Origin of the sequence: Paracoccus liaowanqingii (genome assembly GCF_004683865.2) — a bacterium.
GTDB classification, from domain to species: domain Bacteria; phylum Pseudomonadota; class Alphaproteobacteria; order Rhodobacterales; family Rhodobacteraceae; genus Paracoccus; species Paracoccus liaowanqingii.
In genome coordinates this window covers 81,073-101,824 of the sequence record NZ_CP040764.1, presented here as the reverse complement: position 1 = coordinate 101,824, position 20,752 = coordinate 81,073, and the positions used below count along the sequence as shown (strand labels likewise).

The following is a 20,752-nucleotide window of genomic DNA, read 5'->3' as shown; positions in this document are numbered from 1 at the left end:
CCGGCGGCGGCGCCTAGCGGCGCCGCCGATGCGCCAGCGCGCGCAGCGCATGGCCCGGCAGGATCAGCGCCCCGCGCAGATAGCGCGGCCCAAGCCGCATCGGGCTGAGCGAGGCGCGCCACAGCCATTCCATCCGCGCCGCCCGCACCAGGCCCGGCGCCCGCTTCTGCCGGCCCGCGATGAAGTCGATCCCCGCGCCCACCGAGGCGAAGCCCACGTTCGGGCAACGCCCGCGCCCGCGCGCCGCTAGGATCTCTTGCCGCGGGGCGCCCACGGCCAGCAGGCACAGGCCTGCGCCGCTGTCGGTCAACCGGTCCAGCAGCGCGTCGGCCTCGGGGCCCTCGGGATCGAAGGGAAAGCCCGGCGCCGAGATCATCGCGACGCGCAGGCCGGGGATCTTCGCCATCAGCCGGTCCGCCGCGATCCGGCCCGACTCCTCGGTGCCCGCGATGATCGCCACCGACCGGCCCTTGCCCGCCGCGACCGCACACAGCGCCTCGACCAGATCCGAGCCGGGCACCAGCGACACCGGCTCGCCGCCCAGCTTCGCCAGCCAGACGATCGGGTTGCCATCCGCCACGATCAGGTCATGGGCGGCATAGGCCGTCCGGAAGCGGTCGTCCGAGCGCAGCTTCTCCAGATGGTCGACATTCATAGTGGCCAAGGCAAAGCCCCGCCCCTCCTCCAGCCGCCGCCCGATGATCGCCAGAAGGCTTTCGGAATCGGGCACGGTCAGCGCCACGCGCCCCTGGCCCACCTGAAATTGCATTATCCGTTCCTCCCTGGTCCGGGACCCGTGCCCCGGACGGATTCGCTGTGCCCCGCGTCCTCGGCCGCCTTCTCGGCGGCGGCGATCATCCGGCGCAGATGGCCCGCCAGCGCGTCGACATTGCCCGGCTCGAGGATCGACAGATGCGTGCCGGGCAGGTCGTGCAGCGACCAGCCGCCGCGCGCGACCGGCGCCCAGCCCAGGCCCGTCCGCCGCGCCTCGGGGGCGTCCCAGAAGCTGTGATCGGCGCGGAAGACCGCGATCGGCGCGTCGATGGGCACGGGATCATAGGCCGCGACCGCCAGCACATTGGCCTGGATCACCTGTTCCATGTTCACCACCTCGGTCGCCGCGGCGTCGGGATGCGCGTCGATCTGGGCCTGGTCGCGGGCCTGGATGCGGCGCTCGCGGACCTGTTCAAGCAGCGTCTCGACATGGCCCCAGCCAAGGCGGCGCAACTGCCCCAGATGCGCGCGCAGCTTGCCAAAGCCTTGGACCGAGGGGCGCCCGCCCGGCCCCGTGGCGTCCAGGATGGCCAGCACCGGCACCTGCCGCCCGGCCTCGGTCAGCAGCCGCGCCAATTCGAAGGCGAAATAGGACGCCATCGACACCGCGATCAGGCAGACCGGCTGGCCGGGGGCATGTTGCTGCAGCTCGTCGAAATAGACACGCGCGGTGGCGCGCACGTCGATCTGGGACAGGTCCCCGGGCACGCCCACGGTCAGGCCCCAGACCGGGTAGTCGGGCCCGAGCGCCGCGGACAGCGGCCGGAACAGGTCCTGGTTGCGGCCCAGCACATGGACGGCGATCACCGGGATATGCGGGCCATCCGCCTGGATGACCACCAGGCTGTCGGGCCGCGCCGGATCGCCCTGCGACAACCGGGCCAGCTCGCGCGGCGTCGCGTTGCGCATCAGGTCGGTGGTCTGCAGCCGCAGGCCGCTGCGCGCCGCGACCATGCCCGACAGGCGCAGGGCCAGCAGGGAATCCCCGCCCAGGTCATAGAAATCGTCGTCGATCGAGACCTGAGCATGGTCCAGCAGCTCGGCCATGCAGGCGGCGATGGTGCGGGCCAGCACGTCCGCGGGGGCATCCCCCGCCGCGTCGGGCACGGCGCCCAACCGCGCGGGATCGGGGCGGGGCAGCGCGCGGCGGTCGATCTTGCCGCTGGCAGTCACCGGCAGATCCGGGACCGCGATCAGGCGGGGAAGCATGTAGGCGGGCAGGCGCGATCCCATGCCCGCCGTCACTGCGCCCAGATCCGTGCCGGGCTCTGCCACGACCCAGGCCAGCAGCCGGGCGGGCGGGCCCGCGTCCAGATCGACATGGCTTTCGACGATGCCGGGCTGATGAGCCAGCACGGTTTCGATCTGGCCCAGCTCGATCCGGTGGCCACGCAGCTTCACCTGACGGTCGCCGCGCCCCAGGAACATCAGCTGCCCCTCGGCCGACCAGGCGGCGCGGTCGCCGCTGCGATAGAGCCGCCCGTCGCGGGTCCAGGGATCGGGCGCGAAGACCGCCGTCGTGCGGTCGGGATCGCCCAGATAGCCGCCGGTGACGGCGGCGCCGCCGATCCACAGCTCTCCCTCGCCGCCCTTGGGGGTCAGCGTGCCGTCGGGCGCGCGCAGCAGCAGGCGCGCGTGGTCCAGGGGCCGCCCGATGGGCAGTTCCGCCCCCTCGGGCAGATCGCCCCCCTGCCAGGCGGCGCAGGTGATCGTGGCCTCGGTCGGGCCATAGGCGTTAAAGAACGCGATGTCCGGGGCCAGCGCCCGCCAGTGCCGATAGGAGGCCGGCGCGATCCGCTCGCTGCCGGTGACCAGCAGGCGCAGGCTGTCGGGCAGCCGGGCGGGCCCGGCGGGCGCGGCCTCGTGCAGTTCCGCGACCAGGTGGCGCCAGTAGCTGGCAGGCAGGTTCAGCACGCTGACGCGGTGCTGCGCCACCAGCTGCCACAGCCCGTCGATCGAATCGGTGGGCCGGTCGTCGCGGGCGACGACGGTGGCGCCGGCCAGCAGCGTCGGCCAGACCTCTTCCAGCATCACGTCAAAGCTGGGCGCCGCGAACTGCAGCACCCGGTCCTGCGGCTGCAGGCCATAGCGGGCAATGACGGCCTCGGCATGGGCGGCCAGCGCGCCGGTCAGCCCGACCACCGCCTTGGGCGTGCCGGTCGAGCCCGAGGTGTGGATGACATAGGCCATCCGGTCGGCCCGGGGTGCCGGGCGCGGGGGCGCGGCGTCGGCCAGATCGGCGGTCGGCACCACATGCAGCGGCCCGTCCCCGGGCAGGCTGGCAGCCAGCGCGGAGCCTGCGGGGGCGATCAGCACCCGCATGCCCGTGCTGCGGACCAGCCCGGCCAGATAGTCGGTGGCCTGCGCCTCGTCCATCATCAGGAAGCCCGCGCCGGATTTCAGCACCGCCAGCATGGCCGCGATCTGGCCCGCGCCGCGCGGCAGGGCCACGCCCACGACCTGCCCCTCGGCGATCCCGGCCCGCGTCAGTTGATGCGCCAAGGCATTGGCGCTGCGGTCCAGCGCGGTAAAGGAGGTCGCCTGCCCCGTCGCGGCCTCGATCACCGCCGGATGATCGCCGCGCGCGGCGGCCACCGCCTCGAAGCGGGTGGCCAGGCAGGGCGCGGCATCGCTCGGGCCCTGATCGGGGGTGCCCAGGGCCAATAGCCGCGCGGTCTCGTCGGGGCCCAGCATGTCCAGGTCGGACAGCGGCGTGGCGGGATCGACCCGGCCCATCGCCTCCAGCAGCCGGGCCAGATGGTCCAGCAGGCGTGCGCCCATGTCGCCAGGCAGGCGGGTGGGATCGTATTCGATGTCCAGCCGCAGCCCGCGCCCCGCATCCCCGGTCGAGGCCGTGCGGGCCTGACCCCGCGCCTCGTCATGGACCGAGACGGTGACCAGCGCCGTCCCCTCCTCCAGCAGGCGGACATTCGTCCAGCCGCAGCCCCGGTCGGCCAGCCGGGCGCCAAGCGTGCCGCGCTGGTACATCACGATGGTGTCGAACAGGGATTCCGCCCCGCTGCGCCCGGCCAGGCGGCGGATCTGGGTCTGGCTGGCCCCGGCATGGGGGCGCAGGCGCAGGGTCGTCTCGCGCATGCGGGTCAGCAGGGTGGCGATGTCGGGCACGTCGTCCAGCCGCACCTGCATCGGCAGGGTCGAGATCAGGCAGCCCACGACCTCGGCCATGTCGGGGCCCGCGCGCCCGGATTCGACCAGCCCGAAGGCCGCGCCCGACCGCCCGGTCCAGCGCGCCAGCACCAATGCCCAAGCTGCCTGCACCGCGTTCAGCACCGTCGCCCCGGCAGCCCCCACCGCCGCGCGCAGATCCTGCGCGGCGGCCCCGGGCAGCGCATGGGACAGCTGGACCATGCGCCCCTGTCCGTTGGCTGCGCGCGCGGGCAGGGGCGAGGCCAGCTCGTCATCGGACAGCATCGGCGCGAAGACCGCCTGCGCCGCGGCGCGGTCCAGCACCCGTCCCGCCACGGCGGTCGAGAAATCCGGCGCGGGCGGGGTGGAGGCGACGGGCTGGCCGCCCAGCAGCAGCCACAGCTGCGTCAGCACGACCTCGATCCCGGTGCCGTCGATCAGCGCGTGGTGGATGGTCCAGATCAGCCGCGCCTGCCCGCCGCCCAGCTCGATCCGCGTCACGCGCCACGAGGGGACCTGCGCCGGATCGGCCCCGGCCTCGCGGTCGGCGCGCAGCAGCGCGTCCATCGCGCAGCCCTGCGCGCCCAGATCGCCGCCCGACAGATCGTGATGGCGCAGATCAACCGCAGGGCGGTCCAGCACCATCAGCCGCATCTCGCCCGAGCCGTCCGCGCGCAGCACCGTGCGCAGCGACTCGTGGCGGGTGGCGAGGGTGGTCCAGGCCTCTTCCAGGCGCCGGGGGTCCAGCAGGTCTGACGGCGCATCGACCAGGATCTGCTCGACATGCGCCCATGCATGGCCCGACAGGGTCGGCAGCAGGAAGCCCAGCTGGCTGTCGGTGGCGGGGCCCAGATCGGTGATGTCGTCCCGCGGGGTCCTGGGGGCAGGACGTGTCTGTGTCATCTGGCTATGCCTACCCGCAGTTGTGGAAACCAAGAACGATCTGGTTTACATCATCGTCCGGCGTGCCAGCATGCCATCAGGGTGTCAAGGCAAACAAGCCCCCTTGAACGGGCGGATCCTGCGGGATCAGGCGGCCTGCAGGTCGGGGATCGCGGCATAGAAGGCCAGGATCCGGGCCGCCTTGGCGTCCCAGGTGAAGTCGGCCAGCGCCGTGCGCCGCGCCGCCTGCGCCTTGACGGGCAGGCCCGAGGGGTCGGCGGCCAGCGCCTCCAGCGCCGCGCGGAAGGCCGCGACGATGCGCGGGCGCGGACCCACCGGGATCAGATAGCCCGTCTCTCCGGTCACCAGCTCGCCCGGGCCCGCATAGTCGACGACCATCGGGACGACGCCCAGGGCCATCGCCTCCAGCACGACGCCGCCGCCGAATTCGCGGATCGAGGGGAAGGTCATCAGGTTCGCCCGCGCCAGCACCGGCTGGACCTGGTCATGGGGCAGATGCCCGTGGAAGGTGACGGCATGGGAAATCTGCAGCCGCTCGGCCTGCGCGCGCAGATCGTCCGCCATCGGCCCGTCGCCGATCATGTCCAGGACCAGCTTGCCCTCGCGCATCAGGGGCGCCGCGGCCTCCAGCAGCATGTCGGGGCCCTTGTAGGGCACCAGGCGGCCCAGGAAGCAGGCGCGCAGCGGGCCGGTCAGGTCCTGCGGGGCGGTCAGGTTGAAGCGGGCGGGGTCGATGGCATTCTCGGGCAGCCAGACGGTCTTGTGCTGATGGGCGGCCGGGATCTCTCCGGCGGTGTGGCGCGATCCGGCGATGATCAGCGCCGAGGACCGCAGCATCTTGCGATGCGCCGGGTTCGCCTTGTAGGCGCCGCGCACATAGGACAGCCATTCGCGCTCGCGCCGCCGTTCGCTGTCGAAACCCTTGGGCCAGGGCACGCCGCCGTTCAGGGGGCCCAGCACGAAGGGCACCTTGGCCGCCGCCACCTTGGGCGCCAGAGACGAGGCGATGGTCGGCGACAGCGGCGTGATTCGATGCACCACGTCGAATTCCCCGGCCTGGATGCGGGCGCCGAACTTCTTCCAGACCAGCCGCTCGAAATAGGGATAGCTGAGCGAGGCGATGGCGGTGACCATGGTCCAGCCCTTGCCGCTGCCCATGCGCAGCAGGTTGGCCAGCCGGTACATGGGCGCCGCCACGGCCTCGCTGTCGATGGCGGTGAAATCCTGCCCCTCGACCAGCCCGGCGCGGACGAAGGCGTCGCGGTTGCGGGTCTGCGTCACGACATGGACATGGGCACGGCGGCGCATCGCTTGGGCCAGGGACCAGCCGACCAGGGGAACCGACACCCATTCCGGATTGGCCGCCTCGGCGATGATCAGGACACGCGGGCGGTGGGGCATGCAGGACAACCTTACTGGAAACGACTGAACGGGACGGTAACTCAAACCCTTGCGCGAGGCTACGACGATCTGCGCGGGTCTGCGCCCAAGGTCCGTGCCGTACCGTCCGCCTGCCCAAGCGGACGGCTGCCCGAGGGGGCCGCGGCTCAGCCGCTGGCAGCACGCGACCGCACCGGCTGCAACTTCAGGAAGCAACATGATGCATATGCATGTTTTTCTTAGGCAAAAATCTGCTGAACAAAGCTGTACATTTGCAACTTCCCGCCGCTCGGCGCCTCCGGACGAAGATCGGGCCTCTCTGCCGGACAATTCTGGGTTAGCACATATCCGGGACAGCTTAGTGCAGAGACAAAAATGCTCAGGATTCGCGGAACGACCAGAATCGAGATCCTGCGGGGGACGGCCAGGACCGATACCCCGTGGGAGCCGGACGTTCTGCACCTGGGCGACCGTCTCTGTCTTGACCGCGATCTTCGGGATGGCGGGTTACTCAACCTGGGCGGCATCGATTCGGGCCTTCTGTCAGGGGAGGTCGAGCTGATCTGATGCGACAGGCCCCCTCCCCGGACCCATGCGGGGCAGGATCACTGCAGGAATGACCGGATCGACCGCCCCGGTTTTCCCCGCACCGGCCGCCTGCGCGGCAGGCTCGGATATTCCTATTTTTAAACCAAACTTCTCTTTTTAGACAACTATCAATACCTGAACTGCACCGGTAGACAGAACCCGTTGCCGATGAATGAGACACGGTCGGTCTTCATCTTGAAAACGTGGTCTTTTTTACTGGTTCCCAGGCCGGAGTTGTCACATGGCTCACCACAACGAGGCTGGAAACGGCCTGACCTCGGATCCGGCGCTCGATCTGTCGCTTGATACGCAAGGACTTTACGTCCAGGGAGGCAAGCGCCTTCTGGACACCTTCCTCATTCTGATCGCCCTGCCGATCCTGCTGCCCTTCCTGGTGGTGGTGGCCCTGGCGGTGATGCTGGACGGGCGCTCGCCGTTCTATGTCCAGGAACGACTTGGCCGGGCCTGGACGCCCTTCCGCATGTACAAGTTCCGCACGATGAGGCCCGGGGCCGATGCCCTGCTGACCGCCCATCTGCAAGCGAACCCCGCAGCCCGGATCGAATGGGACCATCACCAGAAGCTGCGCGACGATCCCCGCATCACCCGCGTGGGCCGCATCCTGCGCAAGACCTCGCTGGACGAGCTGCCGCAGCTGCTGAACGTTCTGTTCGGCCAGATGAGCCTGGTGGGCCCCCGTCCGATGATGACCGAACAGCGGTCCATGTATCCCGGGTCCTACTATGCCCTGCACCGCCCCGGCCTGACCGGCTTGTGGCAGGTGTCCGAGCGCAACGGCACCACCTTCGCGGCCCGGTCGGTCTATGACCAGCGCTATTGCGAAGAGGTCAGCCTGTCGATGGACCTGTCACTGATTGTACGGACCTTCCGGATTGTGCTGCGCGCCACCGGCTGCTAGCCGGTCGCGCCGCTCCTCGGCCCGGCGGGACAGGCGGTCGCGCAGGGACAGGGCGGTGGCCAGCACGACCATGGATGCGACCCCGCCCCCCACATAGCCCTGCAGGAACGCGGTCAGCAGATCGGCGCCGCTGAAAGCCATCGCCAGCGCTGCGATGAGGCCGACCAGGACGGAAGTTCCGATCATTCCAACAAGCATGTCACGCGCCTCCTCGGCCCGATCCGTTGTGGACTTTATCCTACGGTTGTCAATTACCAATCCGGTTCAATTGACTGATTTGCACGCCAAGCAGGACAACAGGACGCAGCGTCCTTTTCAGGCGTCCCGCCGGCGGTTTCCCTCACGCGCAAGAACCTGACGCCTGACGGACCCGCTGGTTCCCCCCCGCTTGCGGGGCGTCGCGGCGTTGTGACGATTTCCGTCCGAATTGACAAAGATCAAGTCGCAAACCCTCCGTCAGACATCCATATGGATGGTAGACAGAGGAACATGACATGGCATCACCATCACCGGCCCGCAGCGCGGACACCGAAAAGATCACCATCAACCTGGGCTTCGTCGATCTGGGACGGATCGACCTTCTGGTGCGCGAGGGGTTCTATGCCAGCCGCAGCGACCTGATCCGCACCGCGATCCGCGCACAGCTGGACCGCCACGACACGGCGGTGGCCCCCACCATCATCCGCGACGACTTCGTCATGGGCCTGCGCGACGTCACCCTGGCCGAGTTGCAGGGCCTGAAGGCCGCCAACCAGATGCTGGACCTGCGGGTGATCGGGCTGGCCCGATTCGCCCGCGACATTCCCGCCGACCTCGTCACCCAAACGATCAGGACCATCGAGGTTCTGGGAACCCTTCAGGCGGATGCGGGGGTCAAGTCGGCCCTCGACGCCTGCCGCCCGAAAAAAGGACTGTAAGATGACCAAACCGATCCAGATGAACATGGCCGAGATCACCCGCCTGATGCGTGCGGGCCAACTGTCCGAGGCGACACAGATGATCCAGACGGGCCTCGGCTCGGGCGGGATCGGCGCGGCGCCCGATGCGGCACCCGGTGCCGGTGCGGGTGCAAGCGCCCCCGACCTGCCCGACATGCAGGCTTTGCTGAGCAACCTGCGCCTGCCCGGCATGGGCGGCGGCGGGCTCACGGGCGGCTTGCCCGGTGGTCTGGCGGGCGGCCTCTCTGGCGGCCTGACCGGCGGCTTCGGTGCCGGCCTGCCGGGCGCCCGCGCCTCGGGCCCCGCCCCCGTCCTGCCCGAGGGCGCCGAATGGACCTGGCGGCGCCATCAGGCGGCGGGCGAGACCCGCGACCTGCGCCTCTATGTCCCTGCCTCGCTGGCGGGCGAGCCTGCCGCGGGCCTGCTGCTGCTGCTGCACGGCTGCACGCAGGATCCCGACGACTTCGCGCGCGGCACCGGCATCCTCGAGGCCGCCGAGCAGCACCGCGTCATCGTGATCGCTCCCAAGCAGCCGTCGCAGGCCAACATGAACCGCTGCTGGAACTGGTTCGAGGCCCGCCACGGCGGCACGGACAGCGGCGAGGCCGCCTTCTTGGCCGACCTGACCCGCACCATCGCGCATGAATTCGCGGTGCCGCCCGATCTGCGCTTTGCGGCGGGCCTGTCGGCCGGGGGCGCGATGGCCGTGACCCTGGGCGCGGTCTTCGCCGATGATTTCGGCGCGGTCGCCTGCCATTCGGGCCTGCCCAACGGCGCGGCCCGCGACATGTCGGGCGCCTTCCAGGCGATGTCGCAGGGCGGGTCGGACCGGGGCACCGGGGTGGGGTGCCGCCTCTTCGTGCTGCACGGATCGACCGACGGGACGGTCTCGCCGCGCAACGGCGATGCGGTCCTGTCCCAGGCCCTGCACCGGCAGGAGGGTCTGCAGCGCCGCGCCGCCGACGCCAAGCTGGACGGCCGCAACGTCCAGATCGGCCGCTATCGCAATGCGACAGGCGAACTGCGCATCGAAAGCTGGCGTGTCGAGGGGCTGGGCCACGCCTGGTCGGGCGGCAACCCGCAGGGCAGCCACACCGCGACCGGCCCCTCGGCCACGCAGGCGATGCTCAAGTTCTTCCTGGACTGATGCGAAAAGGGGGCCCCTTGCCGGGGCCCCCTTCCTGATTGGACGATGCGAACCGCGATCAGGCGGCTTCGCTGTCCTCGTCGTAATCGGCGGCGGCATCGTTGACCGAATCCTCGGCCAGCGCGCTCAGCTTGGTGTCGGTGGCGCTTTCCTGGGCCAGGATCTCGTCCAGCAGCGCCTTGGCCTCGTCCATGCCAAGCGCATCCGCAAAGGCCGCCATCGAGCCGTATCGGGTGATCTCGTAATGCTCGACCGCCTGGCAGCTGAAGATGATCGCCGCATCCGCCGCCATGCTGTCGCCGAAATCCTCCAGAAGGCCGTCGCCCTCCTCCAGGATGCCGTCGATGGCGTCGCATTTCTCGGCCCGGGGGCGCTGGTCCAGCAGCGCGAAGATCTGCTCCAGCTTCTCGATCTGGTCGGCGGTCTCCTCGCGGTGCTGGGTCAGCGCGGCGATCAGGTCGGGATGGTCGGCCGCCTTGATCATCTTGGGCAGCGACTTGTAGATCTTCTTCTCGGCGTAATAGATGTCCGCCAGCGCATGCTCGAACAGGTCCGCCAGGCCCTTGCCGTTCGACTGCGCCTTCTGGGCGGTCTTGCTGGCCTTGGACTTGCTGGCCACCGATTGGGACCGCTTCTTGCGGGCCTCGGGGGTGGCCTTGGTCGATTTGGCACCCGAGGCGCGGGCGCTCTTGCGGGTGGCGGTCTTGGTCTTCGTGTCGTCGGCTGTTGTGGCCATGATACTGTCTCACTGTGTCGCGGCAAAATTGCCTGGATCGTTCAGTTTCCCAAGAACCGCGAAAGCGCCCGGATGTTCCGTTGACAAAAGCGGACCTGATCGGTCAGATCTTCGGACCGGAAGCGATGACACCTGCGTGAGGATGGACCCCGCGACACTGCTGCATCAAACGGGCCATAGTCGGCACCGGGCAATCCGTGCTAACCATCGTCTTCCGGCTCTGGAAAGGCATAAGGCGCTGAACATGACGAATCCGAACCAGGCTGCCTCCCAACCGGCCGCGCCCCGCCAGGCCAAGGAATGGGTGCAGATCCTGGCAAAATACCGCGAACCGTCCACCTTCCGCAGCGTGTTCGAGCTGGTGGTGACGATTCTCCCCTTCTTGGCGCTCTGGGCGCTGGCTTGGGCCACATTGTCCTACAGCTGGCTGCTGGCCGTGGCCATCGCCATGGTGAACGGGCTGTTTTTGGTGCGGATCTTCTGCATCCAGCACGATTGCGGGCATGCCTCATTCTTCAAGAGCCGCCAGGTCCAGGACTGGATCGGGCGGGGCCTGGGCGTGCTGACGCTGACCCCCTACGACGTCTGGCGGCGCACCCATTCGCTGCACCACGCCCAGCACGGCAATCTGGACGAGCGGGGCATCGGCGACGTCATGACCCTGACGGTCGAGGAATATCGCAGCCGCAGCCGGTGGGGGCGCTTCCTCTATCGGCTCTATCGCCACCCGCTCGTGCTGTTCGTGCTGGGCCCCAGCTACCTCTTCCTGCTGCAGAACCGCCTGCCCTTGGGGCTGATGCGGGCGGGATGGCGCTTCTGGGCCTCGGCGCTCGGCACCAATCTGGCGCTGGCGGTGATCCTGGGCATCATGATCTGGCTGGCAGGGCCCGCGCCCGTGCTGCTGATCTTCCTGCCGACCACGGTCGTGGCGGGCACGCTTGGGGTCTGGCTCTTTTACGTCCAGCACCAGTTCGAGGAGACGCATTGGGCCCAGCCCCCCGACTGGCAGCTGCATCACGCCGCCCTGGCCGGGTCGTCGCATTACATCCTGCCCCAGCCCCTGCGCTGGCTGACGGCCAATATCGGCGTGCATCACGTCCACCACCTCTACAGCCGCATCCCCTTCTATCGCCTGCCCGAGATCCTGCGCGACCATGCCGAGCTGGCGCAGGCGCAGCGGCTGACGCTTGGCGAAAGCCTGCGCTCGGTCAACCTGCACCTGTGGGACGAGAAGCTGGGCCGCCTGATGTCCTTCCGCGAGGCGCGCACGCGCTATGGCACGCCCGGCGCGGCCTGACGACCTGATCGGAGGGCCGTGACGCGATGGACTGGCTGGCCCCCATCGACGCCTATTGCGAGCGCACCGGCCCGGACTACTGGTCCGAGCCGGTCAACGCGCTGACCAACCTCGCCTTCCTCATCGCCGCGCTGATCATGGCCCGCCGCCTGCGCGGGCCGGGCATGGCAATGGGGCGGGCGCTGGCCGGGGTGCTGTTCGTCATCGGCATCGGCTCCTGGCTGTTTCACACCCATGCAAACGGCCTGACCTCGCTGATGGACGTGCTGCCGATCCTGGGCTTCATCCTGCTCTATGTCTTTGCCGCGACGCGCGATTTCCTGGGCGCCCGGCCTTGGGTCGCGGGGCTGGCGACACTGGCCTTCCTGCCCTATGCGGCGCTGACGGTGCCGGTCTTCTCGATGGTGCCGGGCCTGGGGTCCTCGGCGGGCTATGCGCCGGTGCCGCTGCTGATCGCCATTTATGCGCTGATCCTGCGCCACCGCGATCCCGCCACCGCGCGGGGGCTGGCGATCGGGGCGGGGGTGCTGGTCGTCTCGCTGACCTTCCGCACGCTGGACCAGCCGCTCTGCGAGGTCTTCCCGCTTGGCACCCACCCGATGTGGCACATCCTGAACGCCGTCATGCTGGGCTGGATGATCGAGGTCTGGCGCCGCCACCGCGAAAGGACCGCCCCGTGACCGACCGCGCCGCCGCCTTGGACCACATCGCCGCCTATGCCGACGCGGGCGGGTTCCGCAGCGATCTGGCGGCCCTGGTCGCCCGCCCGACCGAAAGCCAGGACCCGCGCGGCGCCCCGCATCTGCGCGCCTACCTGACCGAGGCGATGACGCCGATGCTGCAGGCGATGGGCTTTTCCTGCGAGGTCCTCGACAACCCCGTGCCCGGCGCGGGTCCCCTGCTGGTGGCCGAGCGGATCGAGGATCCCGCCCTGCCCACCGTCCTGACCTATGGCCATGGCGACGTGGTCCGCGCGCAGGAGGATCGCTGGCGGGCAGGCCTTGAGCCCTTCGTGCTGACGGCCAAGGGCGACCGGCTGTACGGTCGCGGCAGCGCCGACAACAAGGCGCAGCACCTGATCAACCTGCGCGCGATGGGCGCGGTGATCGCGGCGCGCGGGGCCTTGGGCTTCAACGCCAAGGTGTTGATCGAGACCGGCGAAGAGATCGGCTCTCCGGGACTGCGGGCCTTCTGCGAGGCGCATCGCGACCGGCTGGCGGCGGATGTGCTGATCGCCTCGGATGGGCCGCGCCTGTCGCCCGCGCGGCCCACGATCTTCACCGGATCGCGCGGCGGGGCCAGCTTCGATCTGCGGGTGGACCTGCGCGAGGGCGCCAACCATTCCGGCAATTTCGGCGGGCTTCTGGCCGATCCGGCGATCATCCTGGCCCATGCGCTGGCGTGCATCACCGACCGGCGCGGGCGGATCACGGTGCCGGAATGGCGCCCCGACAGCCTGACGCCGCGCATCCGCCAGGTGCTGGCCGCCCTGCCCGATCCCGATACCGGCATCCCGCTGGACGCCGAGTGGGGCGAGGAGGACCAGACCCTAGCCGAGCGTGTCTTCGGCTGGAACAGCTTCGCGGTGCTGGCGATGGTCGCGGGCATCCCCGAGGCGCCCCTGAACGCCATCGCCGGATGGGCGCGGGCGACCTGCCAGCTGCGCTTCGTGGTGGGCACCGATCCCGGCGACATCCTGCCCGCGCTGCGCCGCCATCTGGACCGTCACGGCTTCCAGGGCGTGACGATCACCGCGCCCGAGAACGGATCCTTTCCCGCCACCCGCCTGGACCCCGACCACCCTTGGGTGCGCTTTGCCGCGGCCTCGCTGCAGCGCACGACCGGCGAGGCGCCGCATCTGCTGCCGAACCTGGGTGGCTCGCTGCCCAATGACTGCTTTGCCGAGGTGCTGGGCCTGCCGACCCTCTGGGTGCCGCATTCCTATGCGGGCTGCAGCCAGCATGCCCCGGACGAACACGTCCTGATGCCCCTGTCACGCCAGGCGCTGATCGCGATGACCGGCCTCTACTGGGACATTGCCGAGACGGGCGGCCCGGCCTAGGCCTCGGTCCAGGAAAAGCAGCCCGCCGGCAGCCCCGATCCGGCGACCAGCAGCGCGCCCTGACCATAGAGGCGCCAGCCCTGCCCGCCAGGCAGCGCGACGATGGCGATGCCGCCCGCGCCGTCCTGCCAGACGACCTCGGCCCCCGCCTCGGCCAACCGCGCCTGCATCTGGTCCTCGGTCACGCCGGCGCGAAAGACCACCGCCGTCAGCGGCATCCCCGGTGGCGGCACCAGCCCCCAAGCCCCGAGGCCCCCGGTCAGCAGGACCAGCGCGGCCCATGTCCCCGCGGGCAGCCTTCCGCTGCCGCCCCCGCCCCTCCGGGCCACGCGGAGCCCGGCCAGCACCGGCAGCAGCCCGAAGGCCAGAAGCCATCCCAGATCCCAAGCCAGCGGATATGTCGCATCCAGCTTGACCCGGTGGATCCCCAGCAGCCAATGCGACAGGATCGTGTCCAGCACGTGCCACGCGCCGAAGCCCATCACGATCGGCGCCCACAACCGCGCCCGCGTGTCCTGCCCGATCCGCGCCCGGCCCCGCCAGATGGCGACCAGCCCGATCAGCGCCAGCAGATACATGCCCGCGTGGAAATAGCCGTCCCACAGCACCTGGCCGCGCAGGTCGTCCATCCCGGGCACGAGGCTCAGCAGATGGTGCCATTGCAGGATCTGGTGCAGCAGGATGCCGTCGAAGAAGCCGCCAAGCGCGACGCCCAAGGTGCCCGCCGCCAGTCCCCTGCTCGATGATCCCATGCGCCTGCCCCCCGCGCGGCGTCGTGCCGCACATCGTCAACCGCCCCGCCGTGGCGATGTTCCCGCATGGCAAGGCGCCTGCCCCCTTCCGGGGACAGGCGCCAAGGTCACACCAGTCAGTTGCGGCTTACTGCGCGGCGATCTTGTGGGTCTCGGGCAGCGATCCGGCCAGCACCTCGTCGGCCTTGGCCTGCCGGTTCTCGACCGAGCCGGTCCATTGGCCCCAAGGCGCGCCGTCGATGGCGTCGCCGTTGGCGCCCAGCTTCTGCAGCCGGCGCTGGTCCTCGTCGGTCAGCACCTGACCGTCCAGCGGGGCCATGCCGCGGACATCCGCGACGGACAGGCCGATCGCCGCGCCCACGCGGGTGCCGTAATCGTCATGGACCATCAGGAAATGCCAGACCATGCGCTGCTGCACATCGGCCTCGCATTGCGCCAGCAGCTCGCCCATGGTCTTGACCAGATCGTCGCGCTCCCAGTCCATCATGGTGCAATAGCGGGCGCGCGCCTGCACATAGTCGTTGCGGCGCTCGATGACGCTGCGGGTCAGGCGTCCGGTGATCTCGGGGCTGGTCGAAGGCTGGCGCGGCGCCTCGCGCAACCCGTCATGGATCGACGGCTCGTAGTTGACCGACGGGTTCTGCCCGGGAGCGGAGTCGCGATAGAAGGACATCTGCCCGCCCGACTGGTTCGTGGCCACCGCCGCGCCCTTGGGCTGGTTCACCGGCAGCTGCAGATAGTTCGTGCCGACCCGGTGGCGCTGCGTGTCGGAATAGGAGAACGTCCGCCCCACCAGCATCTTGTCGTCCGAGAAGTCCAGACCGTCCACCAGCACGCCCGTGCCCATGGCGATCTGCTCGTTCTCGTTGAAGAAGTCCTGCACGTTGCGGTTCAGGGTCATCGTGCCGACATGGCGCAGCGGAAAATCGTCCTCGGGCCAGATCTTGGTGTCGTCCAGCGGATCCCAGTCCAGCTCGGGATGGTCGTGATCGTCCATGACCTGCACGAACATGTCCCATTGCGGGAAGTTGCCCATCTCGATCGCGGTGAACAGGTCCTTGGAGGCCGAGCCAAGATCCTGCCCCTGCACCTTGGCGGCTTCCTCGCCGGTCAGGCAGGCCACGCCCTGGCGCGGGTGGAAGTGGTACTTGACCAGCACCGGATCGCCCGCCGCATTCACCATCTTGTAGGTGTTCACGCCGAACCCCTCCATGTGGCGATAGCTGGCCGGGATGCCGCGCGGGCTGAACAGATGCGTCAGCATGTGCATCGCCTCGGGCGTCTGGCTCATGAAGTCGAAGATGCGGTTCGGTTCCTGGCGGAAGGTCACCGGATCGGGCTTGAGCGAGTGGATCACGTCGGGAAACTTGATCGCGTCGCGGATGAAGAAGACCGCCAGGTTGTTGCCGACCAGATCCCAGTTGCCGTCCTCGGTATAGAACTTGACCGCGAAGCCGCGCGGATCGCGCGCGGTCTCGGACGAATCCCGCCCGCCGATCACGGTCGAGAAGCGGATCGCCAGGGGCGTCTTCTTGCCCTTCTCCTGGAACAGCTTGGCGCGGGTATAGGTGCTGGCGGGCTCGTCGCCGATCATGCCGGTCGCCTCGAACTCGCCATAGCAGACGAAGCCGCGCGCATGGACGACCCGCTCCGGGATCCGCTCGCGGTCGAAATGCGAGATCTTCTCAAGGAACTGATAGTTCTCCAGCGTGGCGGGACCGCGGCTGCCCACGGTGCGCTGCGACTGGTTGTCGGACACGGCGTGGCCTTGGCGGTTGGTCAGCGTGCCATCGCTGCGGGCGGCGGGGCGGGTGCCTTGGTTGTCATGATCTGTCATGGAAATGCATCCTTGTGCAGGGTCGGCTCCGGGCGCCCGTCCGGGCGCCGCAGGGGACGGCGCGCAGGTGCCCGCCGATCCCGTGTTCGACCCGCCCAACCCGCGAGACGTGATTATGTTTCACGTCGCCTGCGGACAGTCCCGCTGCGTCACAGCCCGAAATGGCGCGGCAGCCACATGGTCAGCGCCGGCACATAGGTCACGACCAGCAGGATCGCCAGCAGCAGCAGGTAGAACGGGCCAAGCGCGCGGACGGCGGTCTCGACCTTCACGCGGGCCACGTTCGCGCCCACGAAGAGGCCCGTCCCCACCGGGGGCGTGATCGTGCCGATGGCCAGGTTGAAGATCATGATGACCCCGAAATGCACCGGGTCGTATCCGACCTTCTGCGCGATGGGCAGCAGGATCGGCGTGAAGATCAGGATGGCCGGGCCCATGTCCATGAAGCAGCCCACCACCAGCAGCAGCACGTTGATGATCAGCATGACCATCACCGGATCCTCGGAGATCGCCAGGATGATCGAGGTGACCGCCGCCGGGATCCCCGTGAAGGCCATCGCGAAGCTGAGCGCCGCCGAGGCCGCCAGCAGCAGCATGATCGCCCCGGTCATCTGCACCGTCTCGATCAGGAAGCCCGGCAGCGCACGCAAGGGCACGGTGCGGTGGATCACGAAGGCCAGAAGCATGGTGTAGATGACGGCGATGCCCGACGCCTCGACGGCCGTGACGATGCCCGCCATGATGCCGCCGATGATCAGCACGATCAGCATCAGGCTGGGGATCGCGCGGCCCACCACGCCCACCGCGTCGCGCGCGCTGATGCCCTTGGCCACCGGCCAGCCGCGCCGCCGCGCGATGATCCCGGTCAGGATCATCATGCCGACCCCCCACAGCGCGCCCGCCACCGCCCCGCCCATGAAGAGCGCGCTGATCGACGCGCCCCCCGCCACCAGCGAATAGATGATGAAGGCGGTCGAGGGCGGGATCAGCATGCCCGTGGGCGCGGATGCGATGTTGACGGCGGCCGCGAAGCCCGGGTCATAGCCCTCGCGCTTCTGCATGGGCACCATGACGCCGCCGATGGAGGTGGAGGCCGCGATGGCCGAGCCCGAGATCGCGCCGAACAGCATGTTGCCCGCGATGTTGGTCTGGGCCAGCGATCCCGGGATGCGCCCCGCGATCAGCTTGGCGAAATCCACCAGACGGATGGCGATGCCGCCCGAATTCATGATGACGCCCGACAGGATGAAGAAGGGCACCGCCAGCAGGGTGAAGCTGTCGAGGCTGGCCAGCATCTTCTGCGCCGCCGTGAACAGCGCCATATCGAAGGGCAGGACCAGCAGCACCGCCGCGATGGCCGCCGCCGTGATCGACAGCGCCAGCGGGATGCCAAGCGCGGTCAGCACCGCGAAGACCGAGATCAGGATCAGGCTGGCGGGTCCGGCCATGGTCTATTCCCCCATCATCTCGGCTTGCGTCTCGGAATCCAGATGCCGGGTCCGCCCCCGCATCAGATCGCCCAGGTTCAGCAGCGCATAGGCGATCATCAGCCCGCCGCTGACCGGCAGCGACAGATAGACCCAGCTCATCGGGATGCGCATGACCGCGCTGGTCTGGCGGGCGGCGATGTTGACGCCCTTCATCCCGCCCCAGATCAGCACGATGCCCGCGAAGGCCACGAAGGCCACCGCGACCAACGCGTCCAGCCGCAGCCGCCCGCGCGGGGCCAGCCGGTCGCGCAGCATGTCGACGCTCATATGGGCGCCGCGCCCGGTGGCATAGGCCGCCCCCAGCAGCGACATCCAGATGACCCCGTAGCGCAGGATCTCCTCGGTCACGGACGAGGGCGCGTTCAACGCATAGCGGCTGAAGACCTGCCAGACCAGGACTGCCACCAGCACCAGCAGAAGGCCGCAGCACAGGCTGCCCAAGGCAAGGTCCAGCCCGCGCCGCAGCCGGTCCATCAGGCCCCCCCGGCGGCGCGGATCTGGTCCACGACGGCGGCATTGCCCGCGTCCAGCTCGTCATACATGGGCGCCACGGCCTCGCGGAACGGCGCCAGGTCGGGCTCGTAGAACTGCACGTCGAACTGCTGGGCGGCTTCCGTGGCGGCGGCCTCGACGGCGGCGTCCCACACGGTCTTGTGGAAGGCAGTGGATTCGGCGGCGGCCTCGGTGACGGCGGTGCGGTGCTCCTCGGACAGGCGGTCCATGGTGGCGGTGCCGATCAGCAGGATGTCGGGAATGCGGGTATGCCCGTCATAGCTGTAATGCTTGGCGACCTCGGCATGGCGCGCGATGGTCAGGGCGAACTCGTTGTTCTCGGCCCCGTCCAGCACGCCCTGCTGCAACGAGGTATAGACCTCGGCCTGCCCCATCGCGACGGGGGTGGCGCCCAGCAGTTCGGTCATGCGGATCGCCGTGGGGCTTTGCAGCACGCGGATCTTCAGCCCGGCCAGATCCTCGACGCTTTCGATGGGCGTGTTTGAGGTATAGAAGTTGCGCGCCCCCGAATTGTAGTAGGTCAGCCCCAGGAACCCCAGATCGGCGGTCGACTGATAGATCGGGTCCATGATCGCGCCGTCATCCATGACCGCATAGAAATGGTCCTGGTCGTCGAACAGGTACGGCATCGGAAAGACGCCATAGACCGGCGCGAAGCTTTCCAGAAGCCCGCCCGAGACCTTGGTCACGTCCAGCGCGCCGCCCTGCACCATCTCGACCATCTCGCGCTCGCCGCCCAGCTGGCCATCGGGAAAGAACTGCACGGTCACCTCGCCGCCGGTCTTTTCGCTGACCAGATCGGCGAAGGTCTGCATCGCCTCGACGGTGGGGGTGGCGTTCTGGGCATAGCCGAAACGCAGCGTCTCGGCCTGCGCGGCGGTCGTCAGCATCACGGCCAGCGCGGTCATCGGGATCATCGGGATCATCGGGATCATGCGGGTCATCAGGGTCTCCTCCTCCAAGGACAGGCGCGGTCAGATATAGCCGCGCAGATATTCGGCCAGCGCCAGCATCGCCATCGCCTGCCCATAGGGCATCGAGGTCTGCGGAATCCGGCGGTAATAGTCCAGATCGTGGCCCATGGCGGTGCCGAAGGACACGTTCTGCAATTCGCCCGCGGGCGAGATGTTGTCGATCACCGCCCGGATGGCGCGTTCGGCCACCGGCGCGTAATCGGCGGGCAGATAGCGGCGGCGCACGCCCTTGAGCAGCCCATAGGCGAAGCCGGCGGTGGCCGAGGTCTCCAGATAGCTGCCCTTGTCGTCCAGCAGCGTATGCCACAGCCCGCTGTCATCCTGCGTGGCCTTCAGCGCGGCGGCCTGCCGGGTGAACAGCGACAGCAGATGGCGGCGCGTCGGGTCGCCCTCGGGCAGGTTCAGCAGCTCGATGAATTCCGGGATGACGATGGTGATCCAGCTGTTGCCCCGCGCCCAGAGCGCGCGGGCGAAGTTGTGATCGCCCTCGAAGGTCCAGCCGTGGAACCACAGGCCCGATCGCGTGTCGGCCAGATACTGCGCGTGCAGCAGGAACTGGTACTTGGCCTCGTCCACATACTGCGGACGGTCCAGGACCAGCCCGATCTTGGCCAGCGGCATGACCGACATCATCAGCGTGTCGTCCCACAGCTGCTGGTCGTTCACGCTGTTGTAGACGATGTGCTGCAGGCCCCCCTCGCGGGTGCGCGGCATCTCGTGCATGACCCATTCGGCCCAGGCATCCAGATAGGGCAGCCACATCGGATTGCGGTCGCGCTCGTACAGATGCGCCAGCGTCAAGAAGGGCGCGACGGTGTTGATGTTTTTGGTGGGCGTGCCCTCGGACAGCCGCGCCTCGAACCAGTCGCGGATGATGCCCATGGCGGTGTCGCTGCCGGTCAGCTGCCAGTATTGCAGCAGCCCGTAAAGCCCGATGCCATGGGTCCATTCCCACCCGGCCCAGCCCTTGGTGTCGATCACGCGGCCATCCTCCAGCCGCAGCAGGAACTCGCCCGTCTCGTCGGTGATGTTGACCAGGTTGTCGGCCAGACGCTCGATCAGGCCCCCGACCTCGGCGCGCGAGATGAAGCGGTCTTTCTGGCGCAGCAGCGGATGCATGGTCGACTCTCCCTTTGATATTTTCGGAACGCCGTTCCGGAATTCAAGGAACCACAGCCCGTTTCGGAAATCAACAGATTTCTGACATGGGCTGGGAAGATCGGGTTAGCCAGCATCAACTGACTTCACGCCGCCCCTTGACAGAAGAGTGATTGCTTTTCAGAATAGGGTTCCGA

The 20,752-nt window shown here is 68.8% G+C and carries 17 protein-coding genes; 6 read left to right on the top strand and 11 right to left on the bottom strand.

All coding sequences use genetic code 11. The features are described from left to right. Positions 1 to 13: 13 nt before the first annotated feature. The 3 genes from E4191_RS21360 to E4191_RS21350 all read right to left on the bottom strand — a co-directional run bounded on the left by E4191_RS21360 (position 14) and on the right by E4191_RS21350 (position 6,225). Positions 14 to 769 (bottom strand): WecB/TagA/CpsF family glycosyltransferase, encoded by a 756-nt coding sequence (locus E4191_RS21360; protein WP_139616353.1) that lies wholly within the window; start codon positions 767 to 769, stop codon positions 14 to 16. Next, positions 769 to 4,824, bottom strand: coding sequence for a non-ribosomal peptide synthetase (locus E4191_RS21355; RefSeq protein ID WP_139616352.1), 4,056 nt, complete (start codon positions 4,822 to 4,824; stop codon positions 769 to 771). The genes E4191_RS21360 and E4191_RS21355 overlap by 1 nt, the downstream gene beginning before the upstream one ends. A 126-nt stretch (positions 4,825 to 4,950) precedes the next feature. Further along, positions 4,951 to 6,225: a glycosyltransferase family 4 protein gene (locus E4191_RS21350; protein WP_139616351.1), complete on the bottom strand. Its 1,275-nt coding sequence runs from the start codon at positions 6,223 to 6,225 to the stop codon at positions 4,951 to 4,953. An 808-nt stretch (positions 6,226 to 7,033) separates the two neighbouring features. Here E4191_RS21350 and E4191_RS21345 point away from each other — a divergent pair. After that, positions 7,034 to 7,711, top strand: coding sequence for a sugar transferase (locus tag E4191_RS21345; protein WP_139616350.1), 678 nt, complete (start codon positions 7,034 to 7,036; stop codon positions 7,709 to 7,711). On the opposite strand, the gene E4191_RS21340 is transcribed toward E4191_RS21345, so the two are convergent. Continuing rightward, a complete protein-coding gene (locus E4191_RS21340) occupies positions 7,661 to 7,897 on the bottom strand; it encodes a hypothetical protein (protein WP_139616349.1) in 237 nt (78 codons plus the stop codon). The two genes, E4191_RS21345 and E4191_RS21340, sit on opposite strands and share 51 nt — an antisense overlap. A gap of 308 nt (positions 7,898 to 8,205) precedes the next feature. On the opposite strand from E4191_RS21340, the gene E4191_RS21335 reads away from it, so the two are divergent. Together E4191_RS21335 and E4191_RS21330 are read left to right on the top strand one after the other, a co-directional pair. Continuing rightward, the gene (locus tag E4191_RS21335) at positions 8,206 to 8,628 is read left to right on the top strand and encodes a CopG family transcriptional regulator (RefSeq protein WP_139616348.1); all 423 of its coding nucleotides are present in this window, start codon (positions 8,206 to 8,208) and stop codon (positions 8,626 to 8,628) included. A 1-nt stretch (position 8,629) separates the two neighbouring features. Further along, a complete protein-coding gene (locus tag E4191_RS21330) occupies positions 8,630 to 9,796 on the top strand; it encodes an extracellular catalytic domain type 1 short-chain-length polyhydroxyalkanoate depolymerase (protein ID WP_176562844.1) in 1,167 nt (388 codons plus the stop codon). A gap of 58 nt (positions 9,797 to 9,854) precedes the next feature. On the opposite strand, the gene E4191_RS21325 is transcribed toward E4191_RS21330, so the two are convergent. Then, positions 9,855 to 10,532 (bottom strand): YciE/YciF ferroxidase family protein, encoded by a 678-nt coding sequence (locus E4191_RS21325; RefSeq protein WP_139616346.1) that lies wholly within the window; start codon positions 10,530 to 10,532, stop codon positions 9,855 to 9,857. 244 nt (positions 10,533 to 10,776) lie between these two features. Here E4191_RS21325 and E4191_RS21320 point away from each other — a divergent pair, with 244 nt between their 5' ends. Genes E4191_RS21320 through E4191_RS21310 form a run of 3 tightly spaced genes read left to right on the top strand, consistent with a single transcriptional unit; the run spans position 10,777 to position 13,891 of the window. After that, positions 10,777 to 11,829: a fatty acid desaturase gene (locus E4191_RS21320; RefSeq protein ID WP_139616345.1), complete on the top strand. Its 1,053-nt coding sequence runs from the start codon at positions 10,777 to 10,779 to the stop codon at positions 11,827 to 11,829. A 26-nt stretch (positions 11,830 to 11,855) separates the two neighbouring features. Further along, positions 11,856 to 12,509 (top strand): ceramidase domain-containing protein, encoded by a 654-nt coding sequence (locus tag E4191_RS21315; RefSeq protein ID WP_139616344.1) that lies wholly within the window; start codon positions 11,856 to 11,858, stop codon positions 12,507 to 12,509. After that, entirely contained in the window at positions 12,506 to 13,891 is a 1,386-nt protein-coding gene (locus E4191_RS21310) for a M20 family metallopeptidase (RefSeq protein ID WP_139616343.1), read from the top strand. The genes E4191_RS21315 and E4191_RS21310 overlap by 4 nt, the downstream gene beginning before the upstream one ends. Here E4191_RS21310 and E4191_RS21305 read toward each other — a convergent pair. From E4191_RS21305 to bglB, 6 genes are all read right to left on the bottom strand, one after another. Further along, positions 13,888 to 14,643 (bottom strand): DUF2243 domain-containing protein, encoded by a 756-nt coding sequence (locus tag E4191_RS21305; RefSeq protein ID WP_139616342.1) that lies wholly within the window; start codon positions 14,641 to 14,643, stop codon positions 13,888 to 13,890. The genes E4191_RS21310 and E4191_RS21305 overlap by 4 nt on opposite strands. A 127-nt stretch (positions 14,644 to 14,770) precedes the next feature. Next, on the bottom strand, positions 14,771 to 16,480 hold the full coding sequence (locus E4191_RS21300) for a catalase (RefSeq protein WP_139616341.1): 1,710 nt from the start codon (positions 16,478 to 16,480) through the stop codon (positions 14,771 to 14,773). Positions 16,481 to 16,629: 149 nt separating this feature from the next. Then, complete coding sequence (locus E4191_RS21295; RefSeq protein WP_135816881.1) at positions 16,630 to 17,928, bottom strand: TRAP transporter large permease; 1,299 nt, start codon at positions 17,926 to 17,928, stop codon at positions 16,630 to 16,632. A 3-nt stretch (positions 17,929 to 17,931) separates the two neighbouring features. Then, positions 17,932 to 18,444, bottom strand: a complete 513-nt coding sequence (locus E4191_RS21290) for a TRAP transporter small permease (RefSeq protein ID WP_139616340.1) — start codon at positions 18,442 to 18,444, stop codon at positions 17,932 to 17,934. Continuing rightward, entirely contained in the window at positions 18,444 to 19,418 is a 975-nt protein-coding gene (locus E4191_RS21285; protein WP_228461911.1) for a TRAP transporter substrate-binding protein, read from the bottom strand. Before E4191_RS21285 ends, E4191_RS21290 begins: the two co-directional genes overlap by 1 nt. A gap of 39 nt (positions 19,419 to 19,457) precedes the next feature. Then, positions 19,458 to 20,576 carry a beta-galactosidase BglB gene (bglB, locus tag E4191_RS21280; protein ID WP_139616339.1) on the bottom strand — a complete coding sequence of 373 codons (1,119 nt, stop codon included), beginning with the start codon at positions 20,574 to 20,576 and terminating at the stop codon, positions 19,458 to 19,460. Between the last annotated feature and the right edge of the window lie 176 nt (positions 20,577 to 20,752).